This window comes from Kitasatospora sp. NPDC091335 (assembly GCF_044757205.1).
In the GTDB taxonomy this organism is placed as follows: domain Bacteria; phylum Actinomycetota; class Actinomycetes; order Streptomycetales; family Streptomycetaceae; genus Kitasatospora.
Genome location: NZ_JBIVUM010000002.1, coordinates 93699 through 105445, shown reverse-complemented (window position 1 = coordinate 105445; position 11747 = coordinate 93699). Strand labels below are relative to the sequence as shown.

At 73.4% G+C, this 11747-nt stretch carries 11 protein-coding genes and 2 tRNA genes; 11 read left to right on the top strand and 2 right to left on the bottom strand.

Features of this window, described 5'->3' with window-relative positions; translation table 11 throughout:
* The first annotated feature begins 1 nt into the window (after position 1).
* The 3 genes from kdpC (at position 2) to ACIQOW_RS05270 (ending at position 4079) form a co-directional block, all read left to right on the top strand.
* Positions 2-637 (top strand): potassium-transporting ATPase subunit KdpC, encoded by a 636-nt coding sequence (gene kdpC, locus ACIQOW_RS05280; RefSeq protein ID WP_401079958.1) that lies wholly within the window; start codon positions 2-4, stop codon positions 635-637.
* A 120-nt stretch (positions 638-757) separates the two neighbouring features.
* The gene (locus tag ACIQOW_RS05275; RefSeq protein WP_401079956.1) at positions 758-3412 is read left to right on the top strand and encodes an ATP-binding protein; all 2655 of its coding nucleotides are present in this window, start codon (positions 758-760) and stop codon (positions 3410-3412) included.
* Positions 3405-4079, top strand: coding sequence for a response regulator (locus ACIQOW_RS05270; protein ID WP_188295365.1), 675 nt, complete (start codon positions 3405-3407; stop codon positions 4077-4079). The genes ACIQOW_RS05275 and ACIQOW_RS05270 overlap by 8 nt, the downstream gene beginning before the upstream one ends.
* 268 nt (positions 4080-4347) lie before the next feature.
* Here the strand turns inward: ACIQOW_RS05270 and ACIQOW_RS05265 are convergent, their stop codons facing one another.
* Positions 4348-5616 (bottom strand): hydrolase, encoded by a 1269-nt coding sequence (locus ACIQOW_RS05265; RefSeq protein ID WP_401079954.1) that lies wholly within the window; start codon positions 5614-5616, stop codon positions 4348-4350.
* A gap of 279 nt (positions 5617-5895) precedes the next feature.
* Between ACIQOW_RS05265 and ACIQOW_RS05260 the strand changes: the two genes are divergently transcribed.
* The 8 genes from ACIQOW_RS05260 (at position 5896) to ACIQOW_RS05225 (ending at position 10648) form a co-directional block, all read left to right on the top strand.
* Positions 5896-5968, top strand: a tRNA-Thr gene (locus ACIQOW_RS05260).
* Positions 5969-6010: 42 nt separating this feature from the next.
* Positions 6011-6083, top strand: a tRNA-Met gene (locus tag ACIQOW_RS05255).
* 83 nt (positions 6084-6166) lie between these two features.
* Positions 6167-6331 (top strand): 50S ribosomal protein L33, encoded by a 165-nt coding sequence (rpmG, locus tag ACIQOW_RS05250; RefSeq protein WP_006604855.1) that lies wholly within the window; start codon positions 6167-6169, stop codon positions 6329-6331.
* A 116-nt stretch (positions 6332-6447) separates the two neighbouring features.
* Positions 6448-6906: a MaoC family dehydratase N-terminal domain-containing protein gene (locus ACIQOW_RS05245; RefSeq protein ID WP_401079952.1), complete on the top strand. Its 459-nt coding sequence runs from the start codon at positions 6448-6450 to the stop codon at positions 6904-6906.
* A gap of 5 nt (positions 6907-6911) precedes the next feature.
* Positions 6912-7334, top strand: a complete 423-nt coding sequence (locus ACIQOW_RS05240) for a MaoC family dehydratase (protein WP_188295368.1) — start codon at positions 6912-6914, stop codon at positions 7332-7334.
* A 109-nt stretch (positions 7335-7443) separates the two neighbouring features.
* The gene (locus ACIQOW_RS05235; protein ID WP_401079949.1) at positions 7444-8010 is read left to right on the top strand and encodes a TetR/AcrR family transcriptional regulator; all 567 of its coding nucleotides are present in this window, start codon (positions 7444-7446) and stop codon (positions 8008-8010) included.
* A gap of 90 nt (positions 8011-8100) precedes the next feature.
* Positions 8101-9546 (top strand): MFS transporter, encoded by a 1446-nt coding sequence (locus ACIQOW_RS05230; protein WP_401079947.1) that lies wholly within the window; start codon positions 8101-8103, stop codon positions 9544-9546.
* Positions 9547-9604: 58 nt separating this feature from the next.
* Positions 9605-10648, top strand: coding sequence for a UDP-N-acetylmuramate dehydrogenase (locus ACIQOW_RS05225; RefSeq protein ID WP_401079945.1), 1044 nt, complete (start codon positions 9605-9607; stop codon positions 10646-10648).
* A 19-nt stretch (positions 10649-10667) separates the two neighbouring features.
* Here ACIQOW_RS05225 and ACIQOW_RS05220 read toward each other — a convergent pair whose 3' ends face one another.
* The gene (locus ACIQOW_RS05220; protein ID WP_401079943.1) at positions 10668-11732 is read right to left on the bottom strand and encodes an adenosine deaminase; all 1065 of its coding nucleotides are present in this window, start codon (positions 11730-11732) and stop codon (positions 10668-10670) included.
* Between the last annotated feature and the right edge of the window lie 15 nt (positions 11733-11747).

Genomic DNA, 11747 nt, shown 5'->3' with positions numbered 1-11747 from the left:
CATGTCCAAGCCCCTGCCGACCGCCGTGCGGACCCACTTCACGGCCCTGCGAGCACTCCTGGTGCTGACCGTGATCCTCGGGATCGCTTACCCGCTGCTGGTCACCGGCATCTCCCAGGTCGCCTTCACCGACAAGGCGAACGGCTCACCGGTCAAGGCCGACGGCAAGGAGGTCGGCTCCAGCCTGATCGGCCAGAGCTTCGACCTCCCGAAGACCGACCCCGGCGACCCGGAGGAGGAGGCCAGGCCGGACCCGAAGTGGTTCCAGCCCCGTCCCTCCGCGGCCGGGACCGGCTACGACGCGTCCTCCTCCAGCGCGAGCAACCTCGGCCCGAACAACGAGGACCTGCTGAAGGCCGTCGAGGACCGCCGCGCCGCCGTCGCCGCGTTCGACGGCGTCGACCCGGCGAGCGTGCCGGCCGACGCGCTGACCGCCTCCGGCTCCGGCCTCGACCCGCACATCTCCGTCGCGTACGCCAAGGAGCAGGTGAACCGGGTCGCCAGGAACCGCGACCTGCCGGTGGAGACGGTGAACAAGCTCGTCGACGAGTCCACCGAGAGCCGCTCGCTCGGCTTCCTCGGCGCCGCGGGCGTCAACGTCCTCCTGCTCAACAAGGCGCTCAGCGAGCAGAAGTGACATCACCTCAGATATGTGGGTGACCGGGCCGGCCCGGGTGCGGGGGACTCCTCCCGCACCCGGGCCGGCCGGCCCGCGTCCGCAGACGTGCACCGCCTCCCGATGGAAAGAGCAGCGCCCATGGCCCGCGACCTCACCCCCGGCACCGGAATCCGCGGCGGCCGGCTGAGGGTGTACCTCGGCTCCGCGCCGGGGGTCGGCAAGACCTACCGGATGCTGGACGAGGCCCGGCGCAGACAGGAGCGCGGGGCCGATGTCGTGGTCGGGTTCATCGAGTGCCACGGCCGGCGCCGCACCGAGGCCATGCTGGCCGGCCTGGAGGTCCTGCCGCGGGCCCACCGCTCCTACCGGGACGCCGAGTTCGAGGAGATGGACCTCGACGGCGTGCTCGCCCGCCACCCCGCCGTCGTGCTGGTGGACGAGCTGGCGCACACCAACATCCCCGGCGGCCGGCACGCCAAGCGCTGGCAGGACGTCGAGGAACTGCTCGCCGCCGGGATCGACGTCATCACCACCGTCAACATCCAGCACCTGGAATCGCTGAACGACGTCGTCCGGAAGATCACCGGTATCCCGCAGCGCGAGACCGTCCCGGACGAGGTGGTCCGCCGGGCCGACCAGATCGAACTCGTCGACATGGCCCCGCAGGCACTGCGCCGCCGGATGGCCCACGGCAACGTCTACCAGGCGGAGAAGGTGGACGCCGCGCTCTCCAACTACTTCCGGGTCGGCAACCTGACCGCCCTGCGCGAACTCGCCCTGCTCTGGGTGGCCGGGCGGGTGGACGAGGGCCTGCGCGACTACCGGGCCAGCCACAACATCGACCGGGTCTGGGAGACCCGCGAGCGGGTCGTGGTCGCCCTCACCGGCGGCCCCGAGGGCGAGACCCTGATCCGCCGCGGCGCCCGGATCTCCGACCGGACGGCCGGCGGCGAACTGCTGGCCGTCCACGTCTCCCGCAGCGACGGCCTGGCCGGCGCCTCCTCCGCCGCGCTCGCCCAGCAGCGGCAGCTGGTGGAGACCCTCGGCGGCAGCTACCACGTGGTGGTCGGCGACGACGTCCCCACCGCGCTGCTCGCCTTCGCCCGCGCCCACCACGCCACCCAGCTGGTGCTCGGCACCAGCCGCCGCGGCCGGATCAACCGCTTCCTCACCGGCCCCGGTACCGGGCAGACCACCGTGGACGACTCCGAGGACATCGACGTCCACATGGTCACCCACGAGTTCACCGGCCGCGGCCGGCTGCCCTCGCTCGGCCGCCGGCACTCCCGGCCCCGCACCATCGCCGGCTACCTGGCCGGCCTCGCGCTGCCCTGGCTGCTCACCGTCCTGCTCTCGCAGGCCGACCACAGCATCAACCTGACCACCGACGCGCTGATCTTCCAGCTCGGCGTGGTCATCGTCGCCCTGCTCGGCGGCGCGGTGTCGGCCCTGGTGGCCTCGGTCGTCGCCTCGGTGCTGCTCAACTACTACTTCATCCCGCCGATCCACAGCCTGACCATCGGCGAGACCAACAACATCGTCGCCCTGGTGGTCTTCGCGGCCATCGGGCTCACCGTCTCCACCGTGGTCGACCACGCCGGGCGGCTCACCAGCCGGGCCGCCAGGGCCACCGCCGAGGCCGAGACCCTCTCCACGCTGGCCGGCAGCGTGCTGCGCGGCGCCGACGCGCTGCCCGCCCTGCTGGAGAAGTCCAGGACGGCCTTCGGCATGCGGGCCGTCGCCCTGCTCTCCCGGGCCGACGGCGAGGTGCTCGCGTGCCGGGAGGACGACCCCAGGGGCGACGGTGCCGGGCCGCACGAGACCACCGAGGTCCCGGTCGGCGCGGACGCCGTCCTGGTGCTCACCGGCCGCCGGCTGCCCGCCGCCGACCAGCGGGTGCTGACCGCCTTCGCCGCCCACGTCGCCGCCGCGCTGGAACGCGACCGGCTGGCCGTGGCCGCCGCCGAGGTCGAGCCGATCAAGGCGGCCGACCGGATGCGCACCGCCCTGCTCGCCGCCGTCAGCCACGACCTGCGCACCCCGCTGGCCGCCGCCCTCGCCTCGGTCGGCTCGCTGCGCAGCCCCGACGTCGAGTTCTCGCCCGAGGACCAGGCCGAACTCCTCGCCACCGCCGACGAGTCGCTGGTCAAGCTCACCCGGCTGGTCGACAACCTGCTCGACATGAGCCGCCTCCAGGCCGGCGCGCTCACCCTGCACCTCACCGTGACCCACCTGGACGAGATCCTGCCCCGGGCGCTCGACAGCCTCCCCGACCCGTACGCCCCGGTCCAGCCGCTCGACTTCGACACCGTCCCGCCGGTGCTCGCCGACCCGCCGCTGCTGGAGCGGGTGCTCGCCAACGTGATCACCAACGCGCTGAGGTACAACGCCCCCGGCGCACCCGTCCTGGTCACCGCCAGCCACCACGCCGACCAGGTCGAGATCCGGGTGATCGACCGCGGCCCCGGCATCGCCCCGGAGGACCGCGACCGGGTCTTCCTGCCCTTCCAGCGCCTCGGTGACACCGACAACACCACCGGCGTCGGCCTCGGCCTCGCCCTCTCCCGCGGCCTCGCCGAGGCGATGGGCGGCAGCCTGGAGGTCGAGGACACCCCGGGCGGCGGCACCACCATGCTGCTCACCCTGCCCGCCGCGGACCCTGCCGCCGCCGAGCCCGCTCCCGCCGAGCCCGCTCCCACCGGACCCACTCCCGTCGAGCGCACTCCCGTCGAGCGCACTTCAGTCGAGCCCGGAGACCCCGGAGCCCTCCGAGAGGAGCCACCGCATGAGTGAGATCCTGGTCGTCGACGACGAGCCCGCCCTGCTGCGCACCCTGCGGATCAACCTCAGCGCCCGGCAGTACGCCGTCCGCACCGCCGCCAGCGGCGGCGAGGCGCTCGACCGCGCCGCGCACTCCGTCCCGGACGCCGTCCTGCTCGACCTCGGCCTGCCCGACCTCGACGGGATGGACGTGCTGCGCGGTCTGCGCACCCGCAGCGCGATGCCGATCATCGTGCTCTCCGGCCGGACCGACGCCGCCGACAAGGTGGGCGCCCTGGACGCGGGGGCCGACGACTACCTCACCAAGCCGTTCCTGATGGACGAACTGCTGGCCCGGCTGCGCGCCGTGCTGCGCCGGCCGCAGACCGGCCCGCCGCCGGGCCGGCCGGTGATCGGCGACCACACCGTGGACCTCGCGGCCACCACGGTGAACGGCCCGAACGGCCCGGTCCGGCTCACCCCGACCGAGTGGCGCATCCTCGCCCTGCTGCTCGCCGACCCCGGCCGGCTGGTGCCGGGGAGGCAGATCCTGCGCGAGGTGTGGGGCCCGGCCCAGGAGGGGCGCGGCAACTACCTGCGGGTCTACTTCGCCGGGCTGCGCCGCAAGCTGGAGCGCGACCCGGCCCGGCCGCGGCACCTGATCACCGAGCCGGGGATCGGGTACCGGTACGTGCCGTGAAGGACTGGTACGTGCCGTGACGGACCGGCGCGCGGTCGTCGGCGCGCGCCGTCAACGAGCCGTCAAGAGCGGCTCTCCGGGCGACAGGAGGGCGTCAAGGCCGTCCGGTGGCGGTGCTTCGCGGGCGTAGCGTCAGTGTCGTACCGAGCGGCCCTGCTCCGTGTGGGGGAGGCCTGGGGCCGTTCGAGCAGCCGTCCATGGACGGCCGGCAGGTGGGGGAGGGGCGCGCGACACTCGTCGCGCGCCCCCATCTGTCTCCGCCCCCGGCTCAGCAGTCGGTGCCGCCGGACTGCCGGGGCAGCGCCAGCGCCACCGTGTCCGCGAACTCCCGCACCGCGCTGGTCCGGCTGACCACCCGGCCGCTGTGCACCACCAGCCGGCTGTGCCCGCCCGCGAGCGCCCCGGACAGGCTGTCCCCGCGCACCGCCAGCAGCTCCGCGGGGAACCCGGCGTCCACCCGGACCGGCGGCAGGCCGAGTGCCGCCCGGGCCCGGTTCGCCACCGCGTCGTACGCCTCCTGCGGGTCCAGCTGCCCGCCGGCCGCCAGCAGATAGGCCGACTCCAGGGGATCGGCCCGGCCGACCGGGTTGGACGGATCGCGCAGCGCCCCGCTGCCCGCCGCCAGCGGCACCCGGGCGTCCGCCAACTCCCGTACCAGGCCGGGCCGCAGGCCCGTCGTCCGGCCTTCGATCCCGGTGCAGCAGCCGCTCTGCGGCAGGCAGACCACCCGCACTCCGCTGGTCGCCAGCACGGTCGACGCGCCCCGGGGCAGCGCTCCGCACGGGCCGAGCGTCACCCGTGGCCGCAGGGGCGCCAACGCCCCTGCCATTCGGGCGAGTTGGACCGGGTCGGCGGCGCTGGTGTGCAGGTCCACCGGGCAGTCCGCCTCCCGCGCCGCCTCCAGCAGCAGCTGGACGTAGCCGGCCGGGTCCGGGTCCAGTTCGGGGCAGCCGCCGGCCGCGGTGGCGCCCAGCTTGAGCGCGTCGCGCAGCTGGGCCCGGCCGTCCGCGCCGGCCCGTCCGGTGAGCAGCCGGGGCATCGCCACCGCCTGGAGCTCGGCCAGCCCGCGCAGCGCCTGCCGGGCGGTGAGCACCGCCTCCAGCCGGCGCAGCCCGTGCACGTCGCCGATCCGGACGTGGGTGCGCTGGGCGGTGGCGCCGTAGCCGAGGGAGGTCAGCGCGGCCTCGGTGACCCTGCGGGTGAGGTCGGCCGGGGTGTCCGGCGGCGGGGTGGACAGGGCGGCGGAGAAGGCGGCGTCGTAGTGGGCGTGCGCCTCGGCGGGGGCCGGCAGCAGCAGGTAGCCGCGCAGGTCGATCCGGGCGCCGGTGGTGACGGTGGGAGCGCCGGGCAGGGCGGGCAGCGGGCCGAGGCTGCCGACGGTGCCGACCGCCTGGATCCGGTCGCCGCTGATCCTGACGTCCACCACCCGCCCGTCGGCCAGCCGGGCGCCGGTGAGCAGCAGGACGGGGCCGTGCCCGAGCGGGTTGGCCGCCGGGCCGGGCCCGGAGTGCGGCCCGTCGGCGGCTGCGCTGTCCATCGCCGGCTCCTTCTCGGGGCGGCCCGTGCGGTCGGCCCCCGTACGGCTGGCCGGTACCGCCGGCCAGTCCTCCCGATCAATGAGCGTCGAGCCTATGGGCCCGGGGGGCGGGGCGCCGGGAGGCGGGCAATAGTCGTATCGGGTCGGGCCGCGGGGCTCGGGGGCCGATCGAACGCCGGGCCTTGGATCGTTCGTCCGTACCCCTTGCCCACCTGCGGTCTTCGCCGCGGGATACGGATTTCACCTCCGGGCGCGGAACGTGTAATCTCTTCCTCGTTCGCCCCTATAGCTCAGTCGGTAGAGCGTCTCCATGGTAAGGAGAAGGTCTGCGGTTCGATTCCGCATGGGGGCTCGGTGAGAAACGGTCAGCTTCGGCTGTGCCGCGGATCACTGTGGCGGTGTAGCTCAGTTGGTAGAGCAAGCGGCTCATAATCGCTGTGTCACCGGTTCAAGTCCGGTCACCGCTACCCCGCGTAGTCGGTCGGGAGATCGCACTCCCGGTCGGCTACTCTTGTCGTGTTCTTATTCGTTGTCCAAGGAAGGCACTCCCGTGGCTGCCACCGATGTCCGCCCGAAGATCACGCTGGCCTGCGTGGAGTGCAAGGAGCGGAACTACATCACCAAGAAGAACCGGCGTAACGACCCGGACCGTCTTGAGATGAAGAAGCACTGCCCCCGCTGCAACTCGCACACCGCGCACCGCGAGACCCGCTGACCCTCTCGCAGGGCAACGGGCCTGTGTGACACCAGGTCTTCGACTCCGGACCGCATCCCTCACAGGGGTGCGGTCCGGAGTCTTTTTCGTATCCATCCGCGTGACGAGGAGCTGCCATGGCGCTCGACCCCTCCTTCATCGGGCGTAGTTACCCGCCCACCGAGCCGTACGAGGTCGGCCGGGAGAAGATCCGCGAGTTCGCGGCCGCGATCGGCGACGCCAACCCGGCGTACACCGACCCGGAGGCGGCGAAGGAACTGGGCCACCCCGATGTGATCGCCCCGCCGACCTTCCCGTTCGTGATCACCTACCGCGCGGCCGGCCAGGTGGTCGAGGACCCGGAGCTGGGCCTGGACTTCAGCCGGGTGGTGCACGGAGACCAGAAGTTCGCCTACACCCGCCCGGTGCGGGCCGGTGACCGGCTGTCGGTCGCGGTGACCATCGACAACATCAAGTCACTGGCGGGCAATGACGTGCTCACCGTGCGTGGCGAGGTGACGGACGCGACCGGCGAGCACGTGGTGACGTCGGTCATGACCCTGGTGGCCCGGGCCGCCGACGAGGCGGGGGAGTGAGCGCGATGGCGATCAGCTACGACGAGGTCGAGGCCGGCACCGAGCTGCCGGCGCAGTCCTTCCCGGTGACCCGCGACGCGCTGGTGCGGTACGCGGGCGCCTCCGGTGACTTCAACCCGATCCACTGGAACGAGAAGTTCGCCCTGGAGGTCGGGCTGCCGGACGTGATCGCGCACGGCATGTTCACCATGGCCGAGGCGATCCGGGTGGTCACCGACTGGGTCGGCGACCCGGCCGCGGTGGTCGAGTACGGCGTGCGCTTCACCCGCCCGGTGCCGGTGCCGAACGACGGGGTGGGCGCGGTGGTCGAGGTCACGGCCAAGGTCGCCAAGAAGCTGGACGGCGGCCGGGTGCAGGTCGACCTGCTGGCCACCACGGGCGGCCTGAAGGTGCTCGGCATGGCCCGGGCCGTCGTCCGGCTCGGCTGAGCGGCTCGCCCGGCCGGACGGCGCGGCGGCCGGAGCCCCGTACCCACGGGAGCTCCGGCCGCGGCCGCGGGTCTTGTGCTGATAGTGATTGACCACTAACTTGGTACCCATGGCGAAGTCGAGCATCAGGATGAGCGCGGAGGAGCGGCGCGAGAGCGTCGTCCGGGCCGCCCTGACCGAGTTCGCCAGGGGTGGGTACCACGGCACCTCCACGGAGGCGATCGCCCGCCGGGTGGGCGTCTCGCAGCCGTACCTGTTCCGATTGTTCCCTGGCAAGCAGGCGATCTTCGCCGCGGCCGCCGAACGCTGCGTCGAGGAGACCTGGCGGGTCTTCGACGAGGCCTCGGCCGGGCTGTCCGGCGAGGAGGCCGCCGAGGCGATGTCCGTCGCGTACATGGGCCTGGTCGAGGACCGTGACCAGCTGATGATGCAGATGCAGATCTACGTCTCGGTCTCCGCGGCGAGGGCGGCCGGCGAGGAGGAGGTCGGCGAGGCCGCCCGGCGGCTCTGGGCGGACCTGTTCGACCGGGTGAGGGTCAGGATCGGCGGTGACGTGAAGGACGCCACGCGGTTCTTCGCGCACGGCATGCTGATCAACACCCTGGTGGCGCTCGGCTACCCGCAGGACCACCGGGTCTGGAGCGGTCTGGACGAGTGCAAGGCGTCCGAGCAGTAGTCCGGCCGCGCGGTGTGTCCGTGCGGCCTCTTTTCGGCCCATCAAAGTTATTGAGCAATAACTACCTAGAGGAACCTGGGGGAAGAAGTCATGACGGAGAAACCGGCCTTGGGCAGAGCCGCGATCTGGACCCTGGTGATCGTCAGCGTGGCGAGCTTCATGGCCGCGCTGGACAACCTGGTGGTCACCACCGCACTGCCGTCGATCCGCGAGGAGCTCGGCGGCGGGCTGTCCGACCTCGAATGGACGGTCAGCGCCTACACCCTCAGCTTCGCGGTGCTGTTGATGTTCGGCGCCGCCCTCGGCGACCGCTTCGGCCGCCGCCGGATCTTCCTGGTCGGCCTGGCGGTGTTCACCGCGGGCTCCGCCGCGGCCGCGCTGTCCCCGGGCATCGGTGAGCTGATCGCCGCCCGCGCCGTGCAGGGCACCGGGGCCGCGGTGATGATGCCGCTCACCCTCACCCTGCTCACCGCCGCCGTGCCCGAGGCCAAGCGGGGGCTGGCCTTCGGCATCTGGTCGGGGGTCAGCGGCCTCGCCGTCGCCGCCGGGCCGCTGATCGGAGGCTCGCTGACCGAGCACTTCTCCTGGCAGTGGATCTTCTGGGTGAACGTCCCGGTCGGCCTCGTCCTGCTGCCGCTGGCCTTCCTGCGGCTCGGCGAGAGCCGGGGCGAGGGCAGGGCCCTGGACGTGCCCGGAACCCTGCTGGTCAGCCTGGGGATGTTCGGGATCGTGCTCGGCCTGATCCGCGGCAACCCGGACGGCTGGACCAGCCCGCTGGTCCTCGGCACCCTGATCGGCGGCACCCTGCTGCTGGCCGTCTTCGTCTGGTACGAGCAGCGGGTGGCCGCCCACCCGATGCTGCCGATGCGGCTGTTCCGCAGCCGGGCCTTCTCCGCCGTCAACGCGGCCAGCCTGCTGATGTACCTGGGGATGTTCGGCTCGATCTTCCTGATCAGCCAGTACCTCCAGGGCGTCGGCGGCTTCAGCCCGCAGGAGGCCGGCATCCGGATGCTGCCCTGGACGGCGATGCCGCTGCTGGTCTCGCCGGTCGCGGGCATCGTCTCCGACCGGATCGGCGGCCGGCCGATCGTGGTCGCCGGGCTGGCGTTGCAGGCCGCGGGTCTGGCGCTGTTCGCCCTGGTCGCGGACGGGAGCACCGGCCTCGACTACGTCGCCCAGATCCCGGCCATCGTGATCAGCGGGATCGGCATGTCGCTGTACTTCGGCCCGACCGCCCAGCTGGTGATGGCCAGTGTCAGGCCGCAGGAGCAGGGGATCGCCTCCGGCGCCAACAACGCGCTGCGCGAGGTCGGCGGGGCGCTCGGGGTCGCGGTGCTCGCGGCGGTGTTCTCGGAACAGGGCGGCTACCAGTCGGCGCGGGCCTTCACGGACGGGTTGGTCTCCGCGCTGTACGTCGGCGCGGCAGCCGTCGCGCTCGGGGCGCTGGCCGCGGTGTTCATCCCGCGGCGGCGCAAGTCGCCGGTCGCGGCGGCGGGGGAGCCGGCCGGGCAGCGGGCCGAGCCCGCGCGGATCTGAGGGCCGCCGGGTGGCGGGGGTGCCGGGGGGCACCCCCGCCACCCGTACGCTGGTGGGCGTGCTGGTAGAAAACGACGCTCCCCTCGCCCCGCTGACCACGCTCCGGCTCGGTGGCCCGGCCCGCCGCCTGGTGACCGCGCACACCGACGACGAGGTGATCGCGGCCGTCCGCGAGGCCGACGCGGCCGGCGAGCCGCTGCTGGTCCTCGGCGGCGGCTCCAACCTGGTGATCGGCGACGCCGGCTTCCCCGGCACCGTGCTGCGGATCGCCACCGAGGGCTTCGTCCTGGACGGCACCGGCCTGGAGGTCGCGGCCGGCGAGAACTGGTCCGAGGTGGTCCGCCGCACCGTGCTGGACCACGAGCTGGCGGGCATCGAGTTCCTGGCCGGCATCCCCGGCTCGGTGGGCGCCACCCCGGTGCAGAACGTGGGCGCGTACGGCCAGGAGGTCGCGCAGTCGATCACCGAGGTGGTCGCGTACGACCGCTCCGCCGACGAGGTGGTCACGCTCTCGAACGACGGGTGCGCGTTCTCCTACCGGCACAGCCGCTTCAAGGCGGAGCCGGACCGCTACGTGGTGCTGCGGGTCCGCTTCCGGCTGGAGGACGGCGGCGGGCTCTCCACTCCCGTCCGCTACGCCGAGACCGCCAGGCACCTGGGCGTCGAGCAGGGCGAGCGGGTGGCGGTCGGCACGGCCTGGAACGCGGTGCTGCTGCTGCGCGCCGGCAAGGGCATGGTGCTGGACCCGGCGGACCACGACACCTGGTCGGCCGGCTCCTTCTTCACCAACCCGGTGCTCACGGCCGCGCAGTACGAGTCCTTCCGCACCCGCCCCGGCGCGGCGGACGCCCCCGCCTACCCGGCGCCCGAGGGCCGCACCAAGACCTCGGCGGCCTGGCTGATCGACCGGGCGGGCTTCGGCAAGGGCTACGGCACCGGCCCGGCGACGCTCTCCACCAAGCACACCCTGGCGCTCACCAACCGCGGCGCGGCCACCGCCGACGACCTGCTGGCGCTGGCCCGGGAGATCCGGGACGGGGTCCGCGAGGCCTTCGGGGTGGAGCTGGTGAACGAGCCGGTGATGGTGGGCGTCAAGCTCTGAGCCGCTACGGCGGCAGGCCCTAAGCGGGTACGGCGGCCGCGCCCGCGGGGGCACGGCTGCCCGCCAGCCAGGCGTCGATGTCCGCCAGCAGCTCCTTGCGGACGGCCTCCGGCGCGACCGATCCGCGCACCGACTGCCGTGCCAGCTCGGCGAGTTCGGCGTCGGAGAAGCCCAGCACGTCCCGGACCAGCTCGTACTGGGCGACCAGTCGGCTGCCGAACAGCAGCGGGTCGTCCGCGCCCAGCGCGAGCGGCACCCCGGCGTCGAAGAGCCGGCGCAGCGGCACCTCCCCGGGGTGCTCGTAGACGCCCAGCGAGACGTTGGAGGACGGGCAGACCTCGCAGGTGACCTGCCGGTCCGCCAGCCGCTGCATCAGCCGGGGGTCCTCGGCGGCCCGCACGCCGTGGCCGATCCGGCCGGCGCCCAGGTCGTCCAGGCAGTCCCGGATCGACTCGGGGCCGGACAGTTCGCCGCCGTGCGGAGCGGCCAGCAGCCCGCCCCTGCGGGCGATCGCGAAGGCCCGGTCGAAGTCCCTGGCCAGGCCCCGGCGCTCGTCGTTGGAGAGGCCGAAGCCGACCACCCCGTGGTCGGCGTAGCGGACGGCCAGCCTGGCCAGCGTCCTGGCGTCCATCGGGGACTTCATCCGGTTGGCCGCGACCAGGACCCGGATGCCCACCCCGGTGGCCGCGGCGGCGTGCTCCACGGCGTCCAGGATCAGTTCCAGGGCCGGGATCAGTCCGCCCAGCCGGGGCGCGTAGGAGGTCGGGTCGACCTGGATCTCCAGCCAGCGGGAGCCGTCCCGCCGCTCGTCCTCGGCGGTCTCCAGGACCAGCCGGCGGATGTCCTCCTCGTCCCGCAGCACCGAGCGGGCGGTGTCGTACAGCCGCTGGAAGCGGAACCAGCCGCGTTCGTCGGTGGCCCGCAGCTTGGGCGGCTCGCCGGAGCTGAGTGCCTCCGGCAGCCGGACGCCGTGCTTGTCGGCCAGCTCCAGGAGGGTGGCGGGCCGCATCGAGCCGGTGAAGTGCAGGTGCAGGTGGGCCTTCGGGAGGTCCCTGACGTCTCGCGGGTTCAACAGGCGTTCCATTCACCGATACTGCCG

Coding starts and splice junctions, on each gene's coding strand:
- kdpC (WP_401079958.1), top strand. CDS start 2: ATGTCCAAGCCCCTGCCGACCGCCGTGCGGACCCACTTCACGGCCCTG.
- ACIQOW_RS05275 (WP_401079956.1), top strand. CDS start 758: ATGGCCCGCGACCTCACCCCCGGCACCGGAATCCGCGGCGGCCGGCTG.
- ACIQOW_RS05270 (WP_188295365.1), top strand. CDS start 3,405: ATGAGTGAGATCCTGGTCGTCGACGACGAGCCCGCCCTGCTGCGCACC.
- ACIQOW_RS05265 (WP_401079954.1), bottom strand. CDS start 5,616: ATGGACAGCGCAGCCGCCGACGGGCCGCACTCCGGGCCCGGCCCGGCG.
- ACIQOW_RS05245 (WP_401079952.1), top strand. CDS start 6,448: ATGGCGCTCGACCCCTCCTTCATCGGGCGTAGTTACCCGCCCACCGAG.
- ACIQOW_RS05240 (WP_188295368.1), top strand. CDS start 6,912: ATGGCGATCAGCTACGACGAGGTCGAGGCCGGCACCGAGCTGCCGGCG.
- ACIQOW_RS05235 (WP_401079949.1), top strand. CDS start 7,444: ATGGCGAAGTCGAGCATCAGGATGAGCGCGGAGGAGCGGCGCGAGAGC.
- ACIQOW_RS05230 (WP_401079947.1), top strand. CDS start 8,101: ATGACGGAGAAACCGGCCTTGGGCAGAGCCGCGATCTGGACCCTGGTG.
- ACIQOW_RS05220 (WP_401079943.1), bottom strand. CDS start 11,732: ATGGAACGCCTGTTGAACCCGCGAGACGTCAGGGACCTCCCGAAGGCC.